The sequence below is a fragment of the Kineococcus radiotolerans SRS30216 = ATCC BAA-149 genome (genome assembly GCF_000017305.1).
Taxonomy (GTDB): domain Bacteria; phylum Actinomycetota; class Actinomycetes; order Actinomycetales; family Kineococcaceae; genus Kineococcus; species Kineococcus radiotolerans.
Window position 1 is genome coordinate 225,850 of the sequence record NC_009664.2, and the last position, 18,769, is coordinate 244,618.

The 18,769-nt window shown below is 76.1% G+C and carries 17 protein-coding genes and 1 pseudogene; 10 read left to right on the top strand and 8 right to left on the bottom strand.

The genetic code is table 11. From position 1 onward, the window contains the following. Positions 1 to 99: 99 nt before the first annotated feature. The 5 genes from KRAD_RS01060 to KRAD_RS01080 all read left to right on the top strand — a co-directional run bounded on the left by KRAD_RS01060 (position 100) and on the right by KRAD_RS01080 (position 5,047). A complete protein-coding gene (locus tag KRAD_RS01060) occupies positions 100 to 1,056 on the top strand; it encodes an ABC transporter ATP-binding protein (RefSeq protein ID WP_011981375.1) in 957 nt (318 codons plus the stop codon). Beyond that, complete coding sequence (locus KRAD_RS01065) at positions 1,053 to 1,892, top strand: ABC transporter (RefSeq protein ID WP_011981376.1); 840 nt, start codon at positions 1,053 to 1,055, stop codon at positions 1,890 to 1,892. The genes KRAD_RS01060 and KRAD_RS01065 overlap by 4 nt, the downstream gene beginning before the upstream one ends. Then, on the top strand, positions 1,889 to 3,406 hold the full coding sequence (locus KRAD_RS01070) for a sensor histidine kinase (protein ID WP_157873430.1): 1,518 nt from the start codon (positions 1,889 to 1,891) through the stop codon (positions 3,404 to 3,406). Before KRAD_RS01065 ends, KRAD_RS01070 begins: the two co-directional genes overlap by 4 nt. After that, complete coding sequence (locus tag KRAD_RS01075; RefSeq protein WP_011981378.1) at positions 3,403 to 4,080, top strand: response regulator; 678 nt, start codon at positions 3,403 to 3,405, stop codon at positions 4,078 to 4,080. Before KRAD_RS01070 ends, KRAD_RS01075 begins: the two co-directional genes overlap by 4 nt. Positions 4,081 to 4,147: 67 nt before the next feature. Next, positions 4,148 to 5,047 (top strand): helix-turn-helix domain-containing protein, encoded by a 900-nt coding sequence (locus KRAD_RS01080; protein WP_011981379.1) that lies wholly within the window; start codon positions 4,148 to 4,150, stop codon positions 5,045 to 5,047. A 25-nt stretch (positions 5,048 to 5,072) separates the two neighbouring features. Here the strand turns inward: KRAD_RS01080 and KRAD_RS01085 are convergent, their stop codons facing one another. Then, a complete protein-coding gene (locus KRAD_RS01085; RefSeq protein ID WP_011981380.1) occupies positions 5,073 to 5,846 on the bottom strand; it encodes an alpha/beta fold hydrolase in 774 nt (257 codons plus the stop codon). Between the two features lie 110 nt (positions 5,847 to 5,956). After that, positions 5,957 to 6,553: an MmyB family transcriptional regulator gene (locus tag KRAD_RS23790; RefSeq protein ID WP_238985690.1), complete on the bottom strand. Its 597-nt coding sequence runs from the start codon at positions 6,551 to 6,553 to the stop codon at positions 5,957 to 5,959. A 223-nt stretch (positions 6,554 to 6,776) separates the two neighbouring features. Here KRAD_RS23790 and KRAD_RS27780 point away from each other — a divergent pair. After that, a pseudogene (locus KRAD_RS27780) lies at positions 6,777 to 7,338 on the top strand (alpha/beta hydrolase fold domain-containing protein); the annotation flags it as partial. Positions 7,339 to 7,377: 39 nt separating this feature from the next. Here the strand turns inward: KRAD_RS27780 and KRAD_RS01100 are convergent. Further along, on the bottom strand, positions 7,378 to 8,592 hold the full coding sequence (locus tag KRAD_RS01100) for a sensor histidine kinase (RefSeq protein ID WP_049821028.1): 1,215 nt from the start codon (positions 8,590 to 8,592) through the stop codon (positions 7,378 to 7,380). A 186-nt stretch (positions 8,593 to 8,778) separates the two neighbouring features. Here KRAD_RS01100 and KRAD_RS01110 point away from each other — a divergent pair, with 186 nt between their 5' ends. Further along, positions 8,779 to 9,435, top strand: a complete 657-nt coding sequence (locus KRAD_RS01110; protein ID WP_011981383.1) for a response regulator transcription factor — start codon at positions 8,779 to 8,781, stop codon at positions 9,433 to 9,435. Between the two features lie 143 nt (positions 9,436 to 9,578). Here the strand turns inward: KRAD_RS01110 and KRAD_RS01115 are convergent, their stop codons facing one another. The 4 genes from KRAD_RS01115 to KRAD_RS01130 form a co-directional block, all read right to left on the bottom strand. After that, entirely contained in the window at positions 9,579 to 10,481 is a 903-nt protein-coding gene (locus KRAD_RS01115; RefSeq protein ID WP_011981384.1) for a DUF2382 domain-containing protein, read from the bottom strand. A 365-nt stretch (positions 10,482 to 10,846) separates the two neighbouring features. After that, a complete protein-coding gene (locus tag KRAD_RS26365; RefSeq protein WP_011981386.1) occupies positions 10,847 to 11,497 on the bottom strand; it encodes a TetR/AcrR family transcriptional regulator in 651 nt (216 codons plus the stop codon). Positions 11,498 to 11,595: 98 nt separating this feature from the next. Further along, the gene (locus KRAD_RS01125) at positions 11,596 to 11,805 is read right to left on the bottom strand and encodes a hypothetical protein (RefSeq protein ID WP_011981387.1); all 210 of its coding nucleotides are present in this window, start codon (positions 11,803 to 11,805) and stop codon (positions 11,596 to 11,598) included. 198 nt (positions 11,806 to 12,003) lie between these two features. Beyond that, on the bottom strand, positions 12,004 to 12,828 hold the full coding sequence (locus tag KRAD_RS01130; protein WP_011981388.1) for a nucleotidyltransferase family protein: 825 nt from the start codon (positions 12,826 to 12,828) through the stop codon (positions 12,004 to 12,006). 206 nt (positions 12,829 to 13,034) lie between these two features. Here KRAD_RS01130 and KRAD_RS01135 point away from each other — a divergent pair, with 206 nt between their 5' ends. From KRAD_RS01135 to KRAD_RS01145, 3 genes are all read left to right on the top strand, one after another. After that, positions 13,035 to 15,431 carry a SpoIIE family protein phosphatase gene (locus KRAD_RS01135; RefSeq protein ID WP_011981389.1) on the top strand — a complete coding sequence of 799 codons (2,397 nt, stop codon included), beginning with the start codon at positions 13,035 to 13,037 and terminating at the stop codon, positions 15,429 to 15,431. An 89-nt stretch (positions 15,432 to 15,520) separates the two neighbouring features. Further along, positions 15,521 to 16,180, top strand: coding sequence for a biliverdin-producing heme oxygenase (locus tag KRAD_RS01140; RefSeq protein WP_011981390.1), 660 nt, complete (start codon positions 15,521 to 15,523; stop codon positions 16,178 to 16,180). 393 nt (positions 16,181 to 16,573) lie between these two features. Further along, positions 16,574 to 17,407 carry a phosphotransferase gene (locus tag KRAD_RS01145; protein WP_203417470.1) on the top strand — a complete coding sequence of 278 codons (834 nt, stop codon included), beginning with the start codon at positions 16,574 to 16,576 and terminating at the stop codon, positions 17,405 to 17,407. Between the two features lie 21 nt (positions 17,408 to 17,428). On the opposite strand, the gene KRAD_RS23810 is transcribed toward KRAD_RS01145, so the two are convergent. Continuing rightward, positions 17,429 to 18,739, bottom strand: coding sequence for a sensor domain-containing phosphodiesterase (locus tag KRAD_RS23810; RefSeq protein ID WP_049821030.1), 1,311 nt, complete (start codon positions 18,737 to 18,739; stop codon positions 17,429 to 17,431). Between the last annotated feature and the right edge of the window lie 30 nt (positions 18,740 to 18,769).

Sequence of the window (18,769 nt, forward strand, 5' to 3'; positions counted from 1 at the left end):
GGCGAGCCCGGTGCGGTGCGGATGTGGCCCGCGCGGGCGTCCCGCCGGTCCCCGCGCCGCTCCTACCGTCGCAGCACGCACCGAACGCAGGAGGAAGCGATGATCGAGGCCACCGGCCTGACCAAGCGGTACGGGGACAAGACGGCCGTCGACGGCGTGAGCTTCACCGTCCGTCCCGGCGTGGTGACCGGTTTCCTGGGGCCCAACGGCGCCGGGAAGTCCACCACGATGCGGATGGTCGTGGGCCTGGACCGCCCCAGCGCCGGGTCGGTGACCGTGAACGGCGCGGCCTACGCGCGCCACCGCGCTCCCCTGGGGGAGGTCGGCGCGCTGCTGGAGGCCCGGGCCGTGCACCCGGGCCGTTCCGCCCACGACCACCTGCTCGCCCAGGCCGCCACCCACGGCATCGGCCGGCGCCGCGTGCAGGAGGTGATCGAACTGGCGGGCCTGGCGTCCGTGGCGCGCGAGCGCGCCGGCACGTTCTCCCTCGGCATGGGCCAGCGGCTGGGGATCGCCGCCGCGCTGCTGGGCGACCCGCACACCCTGATCCTGGACGAGCCGGTCAACGGCCTGGACCCCGAGGGGGTGCTGTGGGTGCGCACCCTGCTGCGCGAGCTCGCCGGGCAGGGCCGCACCGTGTTCCTCTCCTCGCACCTGATGAGCGAGATGGCGCTCACGGCCGACCACCTCGTCGTCGTGGGGCGGGGGCGGGTGATCGCCGACGCCTCCGTCGCCGAGATCGTCGCGCGGGTGCCGTCGGAGGTCGTGCGGGTGCGGACACCGGACGCCGACCGGCTGGAACCGCTGCTGCGCCGGGGAGCGGGCGTGCGGGTCGCCCGGGTCCAGCCCGACGTGCTGGAGGTCACCGGCAGCGACGCCCCGCGGATCGCCACCGCCGCCGCCGCGGCGGGCCTGGTGCTGCACGAACTGGTTCCCGTGCAGGGCTCGCTGGAGGACGCCTACCTGCAGCTGACCGCCGGCGAGGTCGAGCACCGTTCCGCCACCGGACCGGGAACCCCCGTTCCCGCCCGCACCCCCGAGGGAGCGCCCCGATGACCACCACGTCCACCGCACGCCCCGACCGGCGCGCGGTCGCGCACCCCACCAGCGCCCGGCGGCTCCTCACCGCGGAGTGGGTCAAGTTCCGGTCCCTGCGCTCGAACTGGTGGGTCCTCGGCCTCGGGGTGCTCTCCATCCCCCTCTTCGCGGTCTCGCGGGTGGTCAGCATCGCCCGGGTCCCCGAGGCGGTCGGCGCCGCCGGCACGGTCGGCGCGGTGTACGTCACCGCCGGGGTGGCGCTCACCCAGCTCGCCTTCTGCACGCTGGCCGTCCTGGCGGTCACGACCGAGTACGGGACCGGGCAGATCCGCTCGACCTTCGCCGCCGCGCCCCGGCGCCTGCACGCGCTGGGCGCCAAGCTGGCGGTCACCGTCCTCGTCGTCCTCCTCGCCTCGCTCGTCGCCGTCGCGCTGGCCTGGGCGGCCAGCGCGCCCTGGTTCGCGCGGATCGGCACGTCCGTCGACCTGCTGCGGGGTGAGGACGCGCGGATCGTCCTCGGCGCACCGCTCTACCTGGCCGCCGCGAGCGCGCTGGCCTTCGGCGTCGGCACGATCGTGCGCAACTCCGCGGCCGGGGTGGCGCTGGTGCTGGGACTGCTGCTCGTGGTGGAGAACCTGCTGTCCCTCGTCCCGTGGGCCTCGGTCCAGACGTTCGCCGCGCACCTGCCCGTCACCGCCGGCAGCGCGCTGCTGCGCGCGGAGGCCGTCGGTTCGGTCCTCACCACCTCCGGCAGCAGCGCGCTGTCGCCGTGGGGGGGTTTCGCCGTGATGCTGGCGTGGGTCGCCGCGGTGCTCGTCGTGGCCGCCGTGCTCGTGCGCCGGCGGGACGCGTGAGCGTGGCGCCGGCCGTCGGGGCGAGGTGGCCGCGGTCCCGTGCGCACCGCGCGGTCGGCGCCCCGGGCACGACCCGGTCGGCCGCGGCGCCGGTCCCGGGTCTCACCGACCTCGGCTCGGCCGAGCTCGGCCCGGTGCGCCGCTTCCTGGTGCGGCGGCCGGGGGTCGTGGACGCCGGCGTCGTGCTGGTCTTCACCGGGTGGGCCGTGTTCACCGGGGTCGGCGCGGACTCGATGTACGGGCTCGACGCCCACCTCGGCGGGCAGCAGGTCCAGCGGATGCAGGTGGCCTCGCTCGCGCTCACGGCGGCCGGCGCACTGGCGCTGACCCGCCGGCGGGGCCGTCCCGCGCTCGTGGCCGCGGTCGTGGGCGTCCTCGGTGTCCTCGCGCTGGCCACCACCGGGGCGACCTCGGGGTTCGAGCTCGGTCTCGCGCTGGCCCTGTACGCCCTCGCGGCTCGCGAGCGGCCGGTGGTGACGTGGGTGGTGACCGGCGCCACCGTCGTGGCCCTGCTGGCCGCGGCGCGGGTGCTGCCGCTGCCGCTGACCGTGAACGCCCTCGTCCTCGGGGCCGACCCGGCGCAGGCCGGCGGGCTCGAGGCGGTGGAGCGGCGGGCGCGGGGCGACGCCCTCTTCAGCGTCGTGTGGGCGCAGACGGCCGTGCCCGTCCTGGTGCTCGCGCTGCTCGCCGTCGCGGTCGGCACGAGCGTGCGCAACCGGCGGATGCACGTCGCCCGGATCCTGGAGGCCGCCGACGCGCTCGGGCGCGAGCAGGAGCAGCGCCTGCGGCTGGCTCAGGCGGGCGAGCGGGCGCGCATCGCGCGCGAGATGCACGACATCGTCGCGCACAGCGTCTCGGTGATGATCGCCCTCGGCCACGGCGCGTCGGTCGCGCTCGACCACGCACCCGAGCGCTCCCGCGCCGCGCTGGAGGACCTCGTCGCGACCGGGCGCTCGGCGCTGGGCGACATGCGCCGCATCCTCGGGGTCCTGCACGAGGACGGCACCGCCCCGCTGCCCTCCCCCGCGGCACCGCCCGCCGGGGGCCCGCACAGCGCGGCGCCGGCGGCGCCGATGCAGCCCCAGCCGGGCGGCCTGGACCTGGACGCGCTGCTCGAGGGGTTCCGCCGCGCGGGGCTGCCGGTGCGCGCCGCGGTCTCCGACCGGGCGGGCCGGGAGGGTCCGGAGCCCCTGGAGGAGCTGGACGCGAACCTGGGGCTGGCCGTGTACCGCATCGTCCAGGAGTCCCTCACCAACGCGCTGCGGCACGCGGGCGGGACCGCCGGGGTCGAGGTGCGCGTCCTCGTCGGCGACGAGCACGTCGAGGTCGTCGTCACCGACGCCGGTGCGCGCCCCGGCGACGGACCGGGCCCGGGCACGGGTCCGGGGTCGCAGCGAGGGCTGGTGGGCCTGCGCGAGCGCGCGGCGGCCTTCGGCGGCACCCTCGAGGCGGGCCCGCACGGGACCGGCTGGCGGGTGCGCGCGCGGCTGGCGCGGAACGGGGCGGGGACGTGATCCGGGTCCTGCTCGTGGACGACCACGCCCTGATCCGGGTGGGTTTCCGGCTCGTGCTCGAGAGCGCCGGCGACATCGAGGTGGTGGGCGAGGCCGGCGACGGGCGCACCGCGCTCGAGCAGGCCGCCGCCCTGCGACCCGACGTCGTCCTGATGGACGTGCGCATGCCGAACCTCAACGGCATCGACGCCACCGCCCGCCTCGTCGAGGCCCGGCCCGAGGCGCGCGTGCTCATCCTGACCACGTTCGACCTCGACGAGTACGCCTTCGCGGCCCTGCGCGCGGGCGCCAGCGGTTTCCTGCTCAAGGACGTCGCCCCGGTCGACCTGATCGGCGCGGTGCGCACGGTGGCGGGTGGTGAGGCCGTGGTCTCCCCGCGCATCACCCGGCGCATGCTGGAGCTCTTCGCCCACCGCCTCCCCGAGAGCGGGGAGGTCCCCCGGTCGGACGCCGTGCACCCCCGGCTCGCGGACCTCACCCCCCGCGAGCTGGAGGTGCTGCGCCACATCGCCGGTGCGCGCTCCAACGCCGAGATCGCCGCGCACCTGTTCCTGTCCGAGGCGACCGTGAAGACCCACGTCGCCCGCGTGCTGGCCAAGCTGGGCGTCCGCGACCGCGTGCACGCCGTCGTGCTCGCCTACGAGACGGGGTTGGCGTGCGCAGCGCCCGGCTGAGCCCCCCGCGCTCCTCCCCCGGCGCGACCCGGGGAGCGGGAACCCGACCCACGAGGGAGGAACGACGGTGAACTCTGCGGCACCGGGGTTGGGCCGGTACCTGCGCGGACGGCGGGAGGCGTTGCAGCCCGAGGACGTCGGACTGCCGCGTCAGGCGCGCCGACGCGTCCCCGGCCTGCGGCGCGAGGAGGTCGCCCACCTCGCGGGGATCAGCGTCGAGTACTACGTGCGCCTCGAGCGGGGTGTGGACCACCAGCCGTCCCCGCAGGTGCTCGCGGCGCTGGCCGGTGCGCTGCAGCTGGACGCGGACGGGCGCTCGTACCTGGTGCGCCTCGCGCAGCCGCCGCGGCGCACCTCCCGCGGCCCGGAGCGCACGACGCCCCTCGACGCGGGCCTGACCGCCGCGATGGAGGCCGTGGGTCACCTGCCCGTGTTCGTCACCGACCCCAACCGCGACGTGATCGCGAGCAACAGCGTCGCGAACGCCATGCCCGGCGGGTTCTGGCGGGTCGGCCGCAACGCGGTGCTGGGGACTTTCGCCCCCCGGGTGAAGGCGGGGATGCCCGGGTGGGAGGGGTTCGCGCAGCGCCTCGTCGCCGGTCTGCGCGCCACCGCGGACCCGGGTGACGCCCGGTTGCAGGAGATCGTCGGGACGTTGTCGGTGCGCGACGAGGACTTCCGGCGCTGGTGGGCCGAGCACGACGTCGTGCGCACCTCCTCGGGGCGGGTGTCGTACCCCTTCGACGACGTCGGCCTGACCGAGGTGCGCTGGCAGGAGCTGGAGGTGCCCGGGCACCCGGGCCACCTGCTGACGATCCTCCACGCCGACCCCGCCACCCCCGCCCACCGGGCCCTGGCCGCGCTGGCCGCGCGCGCGGCGGCCGGCACCGCGTCCCCCCACGTCGCGGAGGAGGCACCGGCCCCGCCCGGTGAGCGGCGGCCGAGCCCGGTGGGGGTCGACCCGTGAGGAGGGGTGCCGGCTCCCCGCGCGCTCAGGCGCCGGCCGTCACGCTCCCGGCGGCGGCGACCGCGGCGAGGACGGCGGTGGCCACGGCGTCGGGGTGGGAGACCCCGACGGCGTGCGACGCCCCCTCGACGACCGTGCTCCCCCGCACACCGGCGCGTTCGGCCATGGACGCCAGCGCCGCCGCGGGGATGTTGAGGTCGCCGTCGCCGTACACCGCCCACGACGGCAGCCGCTTCCACGCCGGTTCCACCGAGAGCGCCTCGGTGAGGGCGGCCTCGGTGACGGGGCGCTGGGTGAGCGCCATCGTCGCGGCCAGCTCGGCGGGCACGTCGGCGGCGAACTGCGCGGCGAAGCGCGCGGGGTCGATGCGGAACTCGTTCCCCCCGGTGGCCACCGGGTAGGCCAGCAGCGTCTCGCCGAGGGTGCTGCCGGGGTGACGACCGGAGAGTTCCAGCGCGCTCTCCCCCCGCTCGGGCACGAACGCGGCCACGTAGACGAGCGCGCGGACCTGCTCGCCGAGGGCGTCGGCGGCCTGGGTGATGACCATGCCGCCGTAGGAGTGCCCGACCAGGACGACGGGACGGCCCAGGCCGCGGACGACGTCGGTCAGGTAGGCGGCGTCGCCGGCCACCGAGCGCAGCGGGTTGGCGACGGCGACGACGTCGAGGCCGTGCGAGCTCAGGGTCTGCGCGACCTCGGCCCAGCTGGCGGACTCGGCGAAGGCGCCGTGCACGAGCACGACGGTGGGTGCTCCGGCGGTGGGAGCGGTGGCCGCGGGCAGGGTGGGGTTCTCGGACACGGGTTTCTTCCTCTCGGGGGTGGGACGGGGAACGGGTGGTCACGACGGCGGGATCCGCCGGCGCGGGGTCCAGCTCGCCGGGTGCTGCTCGCGCACCGGGTGGCGGCGGGTCAGCGGGGAGAGCGGGGAGGACCGGGCGGTCCGGTGGTGCGCAACTGCTGCAACCGGTCGCGGGAGAGCGCGTCGACGGCGCGCCAGAGGATGAGCACCGCCCCCTCGTCCTCCGGGCCGGTCTGCAACTCCTGGTACGCCAGGCGCATGCCGCGCACGAGGGGGTGCCGCACGGTCAGGCTGCCCGACCCCGCGGGTGCGGGCCGGCGTTCGGCCCACGCCCGGCTGAAGTCGTCGCTGCGGGCCGCGAGCTCCCCGACCAGGGCCCGGAAACCGGCGTCCTCCAGTTGCGACTCGAGCGAGGACCGCAGGGACGCCACCACCAGGTGGGCCACCTCGCTCGGGTCGTCGGTACCGGTCGGCACCCCGGGGTCGAGGAACGCGAAGCGCGCCATGTTGACCCCGGGTTCGAACGCGGCGCTGAGCCGGCGTGCCAGGTCGTTCGAGGCCAGCACGTCCAGGTGCCGGCTGCGCAGGACGACGGGTACCTCGTGCAGCGAGTCGACGACCTGACGCAAACGACCGGCGGTCGTCTGCTCGACCTCGGCCGGACCGGCGCCGTCGGCACCGGCCGGACCTCCTGCTTCCCCTGGCACGCCGAGGACTCTAGGAACCGCGCGGCCGCTCATCCAGGCCCTGTCAGGGGCTGGATCCGCCCGCAGTCCCGGCACCAGCATGCCGCTCGTCCGCTCGCGCGACCGGCACCCCGGGAGGATCCCGGTTGCGGCCGCACGGAGTTCGGGCCCCCGGGCGCCGAAACGCAGGCGTCCCGTCGACGCGTCACCCCGACGCGCGTTCCCCGTGAAGAGGGTTCCTCCCGTGTCCGGAAACCCCAGGAACACCTCCCTCGAACCCGCCGCCCAGGCCTTCGTCGACGCCACCAGCGAACCCCCGTTCCTCCACCAGCTCGCCCCCGAGGACGGGCGCAAGGCCGTCGACTCGGTGCAGGACGAACCCATCGACAAGCCCGAGGTCGAGGAGCAGTGGATCACCGTCGACGGCGGCCCCACCGGCAGCGTCCCGGTGCATCGTCAAACCCCTCGGCGCCACCGGAACTGGAACCGGTGCTGCGCTGCAGCGGGTCGTGGCCTCCGGCGCCGCCCACGGCCTCGACGCCACCCGCATCGCCCTGGCCGGGGACTCCGTGGGCGGGAACATGGCCATCGCCTTGACGCTGGTGGCCGAGGAACGCGGCGGGGTCGACCTGCGCGCGCAGGTGCTGTTCCACCCCGTCACCGACGCCGCCTTCGACACCGCCTCGTACCACGAGTTCGCCGAGGGCTACTTCCTCACCCGCGAAGGCATGCAGTGGTTCTGGGACCAGTACACGACCAGCGAGTCCGACCGCGCGCAGATCACCGCCTCCCCCCTGCGCACCGCACTGCACGACTGAGCCGCGGGCGCCGTTCCGGCCGAACCGTCAACCCTCGACGGGGATGGTCACCCGCAGCACCGTCGGCCCACCCGGGGGGCTGTGCAGGTGCACGGCGCCGTCCAGCGCCTCCACGCGGCGCCGGATCCCGCTCACCCCGCTCCCGCCGGTCTCCCGGGCGCCACCGGCGCCGTCGTCGCTGACCTCGACGACGAGCCGGCCGCCGGTCACCTCCAGCCGCACGTCCGCGCGACGGGCCCCGCTGTGCCGGGCGACGTTGGTGAGCCCCTCGGCGACCGCGGCGTAGGCCGCGGCCTGCACCGCGGCGGGCAGGAGGGGCAGTGCCCCGGTCTGGACGGCGCACGGGACGGCGCTGTGCGCCGCCAGCCCCGACACCGCCTGCGCCAGACCGCGATCGGCCAGGACCGGCGGGTAGATGCTGCGCACCACCGCCCGCAGGTCCGCCAGCGCCTGATCGGCGGCGGCGTGCGCGGTCTGCACGATCGGCAGCGCCGCGGCCGGGTCGCGGCGCAGGGCGCGTTCGGCCATGCCCAGGTGCACCACCACCGCGACCATGCGGTTCTGGATGCCGTCGTGCAGGTCGCGCTCGATGCGGCGCAGCTCGGTGGCGTGCGCGTCCAGGGCCGCGGACCGGGTCGCCGTCACCTCGGCCAGCCGCTGCACCAGCAGCGTGCGCGGCGGGGCCAGCAGCGAGGCGCCGACGCGCGGGTACCACCGCGACAGCGGCGGCACCACGAGGGGGCCGAGCGCGGCGTAACCCGCGGCCAGCAGCAGCGCGAACCCCGCCTGCGGCCAGCTCTGCACGGGTGTGGCCAGCGTCGTCTCCGCGCCGGGGATGAACGGCCACAGCAGGGCCAGCACCACGTTCTGCACGGCGCCGATCGGGGAGCTGACGGCCACGACCCCGGACAGCGTGCCGACGACGGCGTGCAGCAGCAGGAACGCGGCGTCGCGGCGCACGGCCGGGTCCGTCAGGACCGCCCGGGCCGTCGCCGGGACCGGGGGTGGTTGCGGGATCCGCACCCCGAGGTGGCGGGCGATCCGGCCGCGCTCGAGCGCGGTGAGAGAGCGCGCCGCCCGCGCCGCGCGGGGCAGCAGCGGCAGGGGGAGCACGAGCACGACGCACGCCAGGGACACGAGCAGGAGGAGGCAGGCGGCCGCACCGGTGGCCAGGCCGTCGACGAGGAAGCGGAAGCCGCGCAGCTGCCGCTGGATCCGTCCCGGCGAGGAGGGGGTGTCCACTGCGTCGTCCTTGTCCACGGTGCCCGGCGCTCCGTCAGCCGCCGAGCATGGCACGCGGTGGGGGGTCCCGGCGGCCGGGGTGCCGTGCGCCGGGCTCGGCGCGCGGTGGGAGGCTGGCGGCGAGCAGGGGCGGCCGGCGGTGGTCCGCCCGGTCGAGGACGCGAGGAGCCTGGAGGTGCGGTCGCCGTGCGGATCGTGATCGGCGAGGACGACGCCCTGCTGCGCGAGGGACTGGGCTCGCTGCTGCGCGCCGAGGGCCTGGACGTGCTCGCCACCGCCGCCGACGCCGAGGGTCTGCTCGCCGCCGTCGACGAGCACCGGCCCGACGTGGCGATCGTCGACGTGCGGATGCCCCCCACGCACACCGACGAGGGGATCCGCGCCGCGGTGGAGGCACGACGACGTCAACCGGAGCTGGCCGTGCTGGTGCTGTCGGCCCACGTCGAACAGGCCTTCGCCACCGAACTGCTCACCGGCGGCGCCCGCAAGGTGGGTTACCTGCTCAAGGAGCGCGTCGGGCACGTGGAGGAGTTCCTCGAGGCCCTGCACCGGGTCGCCGCCGGCGGGACCGCGGTCGACCCGGACGTCGTCGCGCAACTGCTGACCGCGACCCGCCCCGACACCGGCCTGGAGCGGCTGTCCGCCCGGGAGCGGAAGGTGCTGGAGCTGATGGCCGAGGGCCTGGGGAACACCGCGATCGCCGGCCGGCTCGTCGTCACCGAGGGCGCGGTGCACAAGCACATCCGCAGCATCTTCGCCAAGCTCGACCTCGCGCCGAGCGACGAGGCGGACCGGCGGGTCTCCGCCGTCCTGCGCTACCTGCGGGCCACCGACACCCGGTGAGCCGCGGACGGTGGACTCGGGGCACCTGAGCGACGCGCCCCGTGCGCGCCCGCACCGGCGAGCACCCGCAGGCGGGTCCGCGGCACGATCGGGTGACGGTCAGGTCGTCACGCCACCCGGTCGCGCCGCGGGCCCCGGTGGTCTCAGCGGCGCTGGTCGCCCAGATCCGCTGCGGGGGCGTCGGAATCGAGGTCGATGTGCTCCTCGTGGACCTGGGCGTGGACGGTCTCGGTACCCTCGACGACCTTCTTGCCGACCTGGACGCGCTCGACCGGGACGGTCTGCTTCGCCGCCACCGCGTGCTCCTCGGTGAGCACGACCTCGTGCTCCTCCTCGGTCAGGTCCCCACCCGAGAGGGCCGCGTCGCGGTTGGCCTCGGTGATGGGCTCGCGCGTCAGGGTCACCTCCTCGTGGGTCACGGGGACCTCGCGGGACACGGTCTCGCTGGTGATGTACTTCCGCAGGCGCGCGCGGCCGGCGATGCGGGACGCGGTGCCCACGTGGAGCTCCTCCTTGGACCGGGTCATCGCGTCGTCGGTGTCGGGCCCGGAGGTGTCGTGGCCCGCGCCGCCTCTCGTGGTGGCGCTCGTCGTGCCGGTCGTCGTGCCGGTCGTCGTGCCGGTCGTCGTGCCGGTCGTCGTGCCGGTCGTGGTGGTGGTGGTCGTGGTGGTGCCGGTCGTCGCGCTGTCGTCGGCGAGGTCGACGCGGGTTCCCGTCGAGGTCTCGGACGACGTGCCGCTCACCCCGTAGTAGCGGTACAGGTCGTCCTCGTCGGCGGCGCTGAGCTCACGACCCGGGTCGTGGTGCGGGGCGTCCTTCACCGTGGCCTTGTCGAAGGGCACGGTCACGGTGTCCCCGGCCAGGCTGGCCTGGGCCAGGGGCAGGAGGGAGACGTTGGAGCCGAACAGGCCGGTCTTGACCGACACCCACTCCGGCTGCCCGCTCCGGTTGTCCAGGAAGACCTCGTCGACCTTGCCGATCCTGTCGCCGTCGGTGCCGGTGACGGTGGCGCCGACGAGGCTTTCGGGGGTGAAGTCGCGAGCCATCACGTGTCCTTCCGTTGCGTCTCCCCGCGGCGGGTGCGGCGGGGTCGTCGATCGTTCCCCGGTCGCCGCAGCACCCACGAGGACGTCCGTGGGCCGTCGCCGCGGCCGGGGCTCGCCGACGATGCTGCCGCCGTCGGGGGTGACCGCAACTCGAAGCGCTCGCGCGCCGCTCCCACCAGAACCGGCTCTCCCACCTCGGGAACGTTGCCCTGCAACGGCTTCCACGCCCTGTGGACGGACGTCACGGTCACACCGCGTAGTGCGCTCATCCAGTTCGCGTGAGCAGTCCGCTCCAGGGACACCCTGGTTTCCGCGTGGTCACCGAGGTGCACGCCCCGGTCGACCGGCGTCCCTCCACCACGACGTCAGGGCCGGGGCGGGCCCCACGGGCGGACGGGACCCGGCATGGCCCGGCGCAGCACCACGGGCAGCTCGGTCAGCACGTCGACGTAGGCCTGCGCGAGGTCGTCGGTGCGCGCACCGGCGGCGCGCCAGCGCTGCTGGGCGACGACGGAGGCGGCGCCGAAGACCGCCACGACGAGCACCGCCTCGTCGCGGCGGGCGGGCCCGAAGTCCTCCCGGGCGACGAGGAGCTCGACCAGTTCGGCCTGCCGTTCGCCCTCGCGCAGGACGGCGCGGGCGCGGATCGAGTCCACGGCCGCCACCTGCTCCTGCACGATGCGGATCTGCGTGCCGTCGGCCTGGCCGAGCGTCTCGGTCAACGCGTCGGTGAGCGCCGTCGCGAGGGTCTGGAACACCGGGGCGCTCGCGCCGAGCTCGGCGACGCGTTCGACGAACCGGTCGTTCGCGGTGTCGGCCAGGGAGAGGACCAGGTCCTCCTTGGTGGCGAAGTGGCGGAACACCGTCTGGTGCGAGACCCCCGCCTGCCGGGCGATCTCCTCCACGGTCACCCGGGCGAAGCCGTGGCGCTCGAAGAGGTGCAGAGCGGTGGTCCGGATGGCGGCGCGCCGCTCGGCCACCCGCTGCCGGCGGAGGGACGGTTCGGGCTGTTCCACGGGTGGGGTCCTCCTGCTCGTCGCCGACGGCCTGCGGGGTGGGCGGCGACCGGCCCGGTCGGGCGAGCAGACCCCCGCCGCGCGGCTGCGACGCTCGGTCAGACCTCCAGGGAGCGCACGGCGCGCACAGCGCTGAGGAGGTCCAGGCCAGTGCGCCGGCGCAGCAACCGCACGGCGGCGACCTCCCCGTCGCGTCCGCGCGCCGCGGACACCTCAGCGCGCAGGGGTTCCGGCAGCAGGACCGCCACCGGGTCGGCGTCCACGGTGACACCGCTCTCGCGGATCCGCCGGATCCATCCACGCACCACGCCGCACTCCTCCTGAGACCCGCCGGACGTCGCCCACCTTGGTGTGAGTCACTAACACCTGTCAAGCACGAGCTGGACCCGGCGCTGGGCACCTCGGCGGCCACCGGAACCCCGGTCAACGCGGCGCTCCTCGACCTCGACCGCTCCGAGGTCCCCGTCGACACCCACGGTCACGCCGCCGGGGACCCGCAGCGGCGTTCAGCCACCCGAGCAGCAGCGCCGGGTCTGCTCGACGAGCCGTCCGGCGGCGTCCAGCGCGATCGTGAGCCCGCCCGGCCCACCGCCGACGGCCGCGAAGATCGAGTCGACCTCCTCACCGAACGCCTCGGGCGCTCCCGGCAGTCGCCCGGTGGCCGCGACCAGGCCCTTCTCGTTCACCACCCAGCGTCCGGCGCGGGCGTGCAGGGCGTGGGCGCACAGCATGACCGCGCGGAACAGGCAACCGGCCACGTAGGCGCCGTCGCCGCGCGGTGCGGCCTTGCGGGCACCTCCGACGATGAACTCCGCTTCCGCGAGCGCGTCGACGACCGCGTCGCGCAGCGGTGCGGGGTAGGTGCCGGCAGCCACGTGCAGGGCGGTCAACTCCCCGGTGGTGTCGGCCAGGACGACGGCCAGGGCCGCTTCCCCGGCGTAGGCGAAACTCGGGAAACCCAGCGGGTGCCCGACCTGGAAGTGCCAGGCGAACCTGCCCCCGCGCGCCTCCTGCCAACTGCGCTGGACGCGGTCCAGGTCCCGGTAGATCCAGTCCACGGCCGTGCCGTCGATGGTCAACCAGCCGCCGCCGTCGACCCACGGCCCCCACTGCCCGACCGGCGTCACCCGCGCCTCGTCGCCGGCGACCCGGCGGGCCAGGGCGCCCAGCGCGGCCACGTCCAGCGGCGGGCGGTAGTACAGCCCGAGGTCGACGTCGGAGGCCGGGGTGTGATCACCCCGGGCCCGGCTGCCGCCGAGCGCGACGGCCTCGACGCCGGCCACCCCCACCAGCTCCCGGGCCAGCGTCCGCAGGTACGCATCGCTGAGCACCGGGACAGTCTGCCGCGACCGGCCCGGGCGCGCGCGCCCCTCCGGCCCGCAGCGCAGGCGCCGGGCCCGCGGGTTAACCTCGTGGAGGGTGATCGCCGGTCACCCACCTGCTACCCAGGAGAAGAGCAGATCATCACCAGTCCCACCCGTTCGTCGTCCGGCCAGGTCACCACCTGGACCCCCGCGCTCGCGCACCGGGGGGTCTGATGGCCACGGGTGCGTCGATGCAGCCGGGGTCGTTCACCCCCGGGTACGGGGCGGTCGACCTGACCACGTGCGAACGGGAGCCGATCCACATCCCCGGCGCGATCCAGCCGCACGGGGTGCTGCTGGCCGTGGAGCGGGGCGACCACCGGGTGGTGGTGGCCTCCGCGAACGCCGCGGGGTTCTTCGGGCGACCGCTGCCGGAGGTCCTGAGCAGTTCCCTGGCCGACCTGCTCGGTGCCGACCTCACCGAGCGGGTGCGGGGCGCCGACCTGCTGGACAACCTGGACGAGGTCCTGCACGCGCGCCTGCCGGGGCCCGGGGGTTCGGCCGGCGCCGACGCGGTGGAAGCCGACGTGGTGCTGCACGTCTCCGGTGAGCGGCTCGTGGTGGAGATCGAACCCTCCCCGCCGCACACGGCTCCGGTGAGCTACCGCGCCACCCGCGGCGCCATCGCCCGCCTGGCGGGAACCCGCGGGATCGAGGGGTTGTGCGAGCGCCTGGTGCGCGAGGTCCGGGTCCTGACCGGTTTCGACCGGGTGATGGCCTACCGCTTCGACGCGCAGTGGAACGGCGAGGTCATCGCCGAGGACCGCCGCGAGGACCTCGACACCTTCCTGGGCCTGCACTACCCCGCCTCCGACATCCCCGCCCAGGCGCGCCGGCTGTACACGCTGAACTGGATGCGGCTGATCGCCGACGTCGACTACGTCCCCTCCCCCCTGCACCCCCTCCTCGACCCCGGCACCGGCGCGCCGCTGGACCTGTCGCACTCGGTGCTGCGCAGCGTCTCGCCCATCCACGTCGAGTACCTGAAGAACATGGGCGTGGGGGCGTCCATGTCCATCTCCCTCATCGTCGAGGGACGCCTGTGGGGGCTGGTCGCCTGCCACCACTACTCCGGCGCCCACCGGCCGGGCTACGACGCCCAGTCGGCGGCGGAGTTCCTGAGCCAGACCGCCTCCCAGCTCATCGGGGAACGGGCCCGCTCCCAGGAGCGCGACGGGGCCCTAGCCGCGCAGGAACTCCTCTCCGACATCACCGCCGCCGTCTCAGCCAGCGGCCGCGAACCGCTGACCACCCTCATCGAGGAACCCCGCCTGCTGCAGCTGCTCGACGCCGGGGGCGCGGCGCTGTGGACGGGGCACGAACTGCTCACCAGCGGGCAGGTGCCGCCGTCGGCGCAGTTGCGCCGCATCGCCGCGCTGCTGGCCCGCGCCGACGGCGCTCCCACCTTCACCGACCACCTGCCCACCCTGGACCCGGGCCTGGCGGAGGTCGCCCAGACCGCGGCCGGGGCGCTGCGGGTGGGGATCGACGGCACCGGGTGGCTGCTGTGGCTGCGTCCGGAACGGCCCCGCCTCCTGGACTGGAGCGGGGATCCGCACCACGCCGAGATCACCCGGGTCGAGGGCCTGGAGGTGCGCATCAGCCCCCGCAAGAGCTTCGAGAAGTGGAGCGAGGTCGTGCGCGGTCGCAGCACCACCTGGCGTTCGTGGCACGCCGCCACCGCGGACCGGCTCCGCACCCAGGTCACCGGGATCATGCTGGGGCGCTCCCGCGGCCAGATCGCCATCGCCGAGTCCCTGCAGCGGGCCGTCGTGCTCGACGAGGCACCGCACGTGCCCGGCGTGGAGGTCCTGGCCCGCTACCGCCCCGCCGAGGGCAGCCAGCTCGGCGGGGACTGGTGGGACGTGCTGCCGCTGGAGGCGGGGCGGGTGGCCATCGTCGTCGGTGACGTGGCCGGGCACGGCGTGCACGCGGCGGCCGCGATGGCGCAGCTGCGCACGGCGCTGCGCGCCTACCTGCTGGAGGGGCACTCCCCCGCCTCCGCGCTGGACCGGCTCGACACCCTGGTGAGCACCCTGCTGGGCAACCACACCGCCACCGCCCTCATCGCCGTGGTCCACCCCGCCGGCGACCACGCCGACGGCGGCGGCGTCGATCCCGGCCGCGATCCCGGTCCCCGCGTCGACGACGGGGCGGCGACGATCGAACTGGCCAGCGCCGGGCACCTCCCGCCCCTGCTCGTCGACGCCGCCGGCACCAGCGTCGTCCACGTGCCGTCGCGTCCGATGCTCGGCCTGGGTTTCGGCCCCACCGCCGGTCTGGTCAGCGAGAGCGTCCGGGCTCCCCTGCCGCCGGGCGCGGTGCTGCTGATGTACACCGACGGCCTGGTGGAACGACGCGACGCCGGTCTGGAGGAGACCACCGGCGTGCTCGCGGAGACGGCCACCCGCGCGGCCGCGGACCTGCTCCCCCGGTCCCGAGGGGGGATGGCGGCGGTGGCGGACCGGCTGCTGACCGCCGTGCCCGGTGACGCCGGCGACGACACCACCCTGGTCCTCGTCCGGCCGGCGCACCCCGCCGCGGAGCCGGCGGCCCGCACCGAGGGGTGAACCGCACCGCGCCGCCGGATCCGGCGGCGGACGGCAGCACGGGAACGGACCGGCGCCCGACGGGGGCGCCGGCAAACGGTGGGAGAACGGTGGACGGGAACGACGTGCGGCGGGGAGCGGGACCGGGCGGCCCGGGCGCGCTGGAGCGGGTGCGGGCCGCCACGGCGGCTGCCCACGAGCGCCTCGACGCCGGCCTGGACGTCCTGCAGCGCCCCTGGACCCTCGACGTGCACCGGCAGTGGCTGTCGCTGACGTGGGGGCTGCTCGCGCCGCTGGAACGCGGGCTGGCCGCCTGGGCCGCCGCCGACCCCGGTGCGCTGGACGTGCGCGAGCGCGCCCGCGCCGACCTCGCCCGGGCGGACCTGCGCGAACTGGGCGTCGACGACGCCGAGCTCGCCGCCCTGGCCGAGTGCCCCGACGTGCCGGTCCCCACGACCCGCGCCGCGGCCCTGGGCGTCTGCTACGTCCTCGACGGGTCCACCCTCGGCGGCCGGCTCATCGCCCGGGCGGCGGTGGCCGCCGGGGTACCGCCGCGGGCGTGCACCTCGCTGACCGGGCGCGAAGGGTCCGGGCGGCGGTGGAAGGACACCACGGCCGCGCTGAACGCCGTCGACGACGACGCCGTCGACGAGATCTCCGACGTCGCCACCGCGACGTTCACCGCCTACGAGCGGTGGCTGGCGCCCCTGAGCGCACGGCGAACTCCCCCCGCGGGGAGCGCCGGGTTCCCCGCCGCGAAACCCACCTGAACGGCGCCGCGGGCCGGCGGGGGCGACGCGCCCGCGGCGTCTGCCGCAGCGGACGGGTCCCACCGGGCCGCACGGCGACCGCTCACGCGGCCCGACCGTCCCCGCACCCCCCACCTCGACACCGTTCCGCTGCAGCGCGTCGCACGGTTCCCCGTCACGTCGAACCGGCCGTCGCGAACCGGAGCCCGTGTGAACCGCCTCGCCCGCACCGTGGACGGTCCGACCACCACCGCGGCCGCCCTCTGCCGCCACCGCGGTGCCTTCGCGTGCTTCCAGCGCGGACCGGACCGGACCGGGAAGCGCCCCGCGCGGACCCTCGTCTCACGAGCAGCCTGCCGGAGGTGGAACGGGGTGCGACCCGCGACGACGGCCGGCGGCGCTACGTTCGCCGTCGTGGGTGAACGGGACGCGGAAGAGCGCATGGCCGGCGGCCGCAACGACGGCGCCACCCGAGCCGGGTCCACGGTGCGCCGGCGCACCGGGGAGCACACCGCGGGCGTCCACGCCCTGCTGCGCCACCTGCGCGCCGTCGGCTTCACCCGCGCCCCCGAGGTGCTCGGGATCGACGAGCAGGGCCGCGAGGTGCTCACCCACCTCGACGGCGAGACCGTCGGGGACCGCCGGCCCTGGCCCGCGTGGGCGCACGGCGAGGCGGCGCTGGTCGCGGCCGGGGAGTGGATGCGCGACTTCCACCGGGCCTCGCGCTCCTTTACCCCACCCCCGGACGCGCACTGGTTCGGCGACCACGACGAGCTGCGGGCCGGGGAGGTCGTCGGCCACCACGACGCCGCCCCCTACAACGCCGTCTGGCGCCCGGCCCCCACGGCCTCCGGCCCCGAGGACGGGCACCTCGTGGGCTTCGTCGACTGGGACCTGGCCGGGCCCGCCGAGCCGTTGCGGGACCTGGCGTTCCTGGCGCTGACCTGGGTGCCGCTGACCGCCCCCGACATCGCCCGCGGCGACGGCTTCGCCCCCGGCACCGACCGCCCGCGCCGCCTGCGCCTGCTGCTGGACGCCTACGGCTGGCGGGGCAGCACGGAGGAGGTGCTGCGGGCCGTCCGCGAGCGCGCCCTGCAGCACGCCGACGGCCTCGAGCGGGCGGCCGCCGAGGGGTACGGCCCCGCCGTGGACCTGGTCGCCGAGGGGGTGGCCGAGGACTTCCGGCGGGCCGTGACGACCCTGGAGGCGGACACCCCGTGGCTGCTGGGCGCTCGGGGCGAGGAGTAGGCGGCGGGCCCGGGCGGGGTTTCAGGTCAGCGCGGGAGGCACGGGCTCGTACAGGTCCCCGCCGCTGCGGGCTGCGGAGAACAGGAGCCCCTGGGCGTGGCGGACCCCGAGGCGGGTCAGGGCGACGGCCTGCTCCCGGCGCTCGACGCCCTCGGCCACGACGTCGCAGCCCAGCCGCAGGGCCAGCTCGACCAGCGAACGCGTCAGCAGGTCGTCGCGTTCGGAGCGGCCCAGCGCCGCCACGAAGCAGCGGTCGATCTTGACCGTGTCGGGCTGGAACCGCTGCAGGTAGGCGAAGCTGGCGTAGCCGGTGCCGAAGTCGTCCAGGGACAGGTGGACCCCCAGCGAGCGGATGCGCTGCAGGGTGATGTCCACCTCCACCCCCGGCCCCGCCAGGCACGTCTCGGTGAGTTCCACGAGCAGGGCCTGCGGCGGCAGACCGCTGAGGGTGAGCGCCTCGGCGACGACCTCGTGCACGTCCGGTTCGCTCAGCTGACGACCCGAGACGTTGACGGCCACCCGGAGGTCCCCGGCCCCGGGGACCTCCCGGCGCCAGCGGGCCACCTGCGCGCACGCCTGGACGAGCACCCGCCGGCCCAGCGGCACGACCAGGCCGCTGGCCTCGGCCAGCGGCATGAACGCGTCCGGCGGCAGCAACCCGCGGTCGGGGTGGTCCCAGCGGACCAGCGCCTCGACCCCGACCCGGCGTCCCGTGGTCAGGTCCACGACCGGTTGGTAGTGCACCACCAGTTCCCCCGCCTCGATGCCCGCGCGGAGCCGGCGGCTCTCGGTGAGCACCTCGCGGCCGCTCAACCCGGCGGCGGCGTCGGTGCGGCGCAGCTCCAGCACCTCGGCCACCGTGGGCGCCAGGTCGAGCAGGAGCTGCACCGCGTCGGCGTCGAACTCGCGCGGGGAGCGGTCGAGGACGCCCAGCGCGCCCAGCAGCAGCCCGTCGCGGCCGACGACCGGGGCGCCGGCGTAGGCGCGCAGGTGCTCCGGACCGGTGACCATCGGCAGTCCGGCGAAGCGGGGGTCGGCGGTGGCGTCGGGCACCACCAGCACCTGCCCGGGGACCACGTGGCCGGCGAAGGACAGCTCCCGCGGGACCTGGTGGTGCTCGTAGCCGACGAGGGCGCTCAAGCCCACCACGGACTTGAACCACAGCCGATCCCGGTCCAGCAGGCAGATCACCGCGGCCGGGGCGTCCAGCGCCCGCGCTGCGGCCGCGGTGAGCGCGTCCAGCGCCGCGTCAGCGGCGGTGTCCAGGACCTGGTAGCTGCGCAGGGAGGCCAACCGCTCCGCCTCGCGCAGGTGCAGCGGCGCTGCCGGCACGTCGCCTCCCCCGCCCTCGTCCACCGGTTC